1 protein-coding gene is annotated in these 270 nt (G+C 53.7%); it reads left to right on the top strand.

The genetic code is table 11. From position 1 onward, the window contains the following. Positions 1-83: 83 nt before the first annotated feature. Positions 84-270 (top strand): LysR family transcriptional regulator (locus tag RMT89_RS43215; RefSeq protein ID WP_315889232.1); only part of this gene is annotated, 187 nt, incomplete at its 3' end.

A 270-nucleotide genomic window follows, 5' to 3' on the forward strand; every position in this document is an offset into this window, starting at 1 on the left:
GGCCCCTTGAAGCGCTGTCGAAACGCTGTTCGCGTTGCGCTAACATGCCGCGTGAACAGCTTCCCCAACGAGAGAACACACTGATGTCCGCAGCAGCCCGTGTGAAGCTGGCAGCCCGACTACATAAGGTGAACCTGAACTTATTGCTGGTTTTTCATACGCTGTATTGGAAGAGAAGCCTGACCCTGACAGCCAAAGCGCTTTGTTTAAGCCAACCGGCGGTGAGCCACTCATTAAAAAAACTTCGTCAACTGATGGGCGACCCGCTGT

This window comes from Streptomyces sp. P17 (assembly GCF_032436805.1).
Classification (GTDB): domain Bacteria; phylum Actinomycetota; class Actinomycetes; order Streptomycetales; family Streptomycetaceae; genus Streptomyces.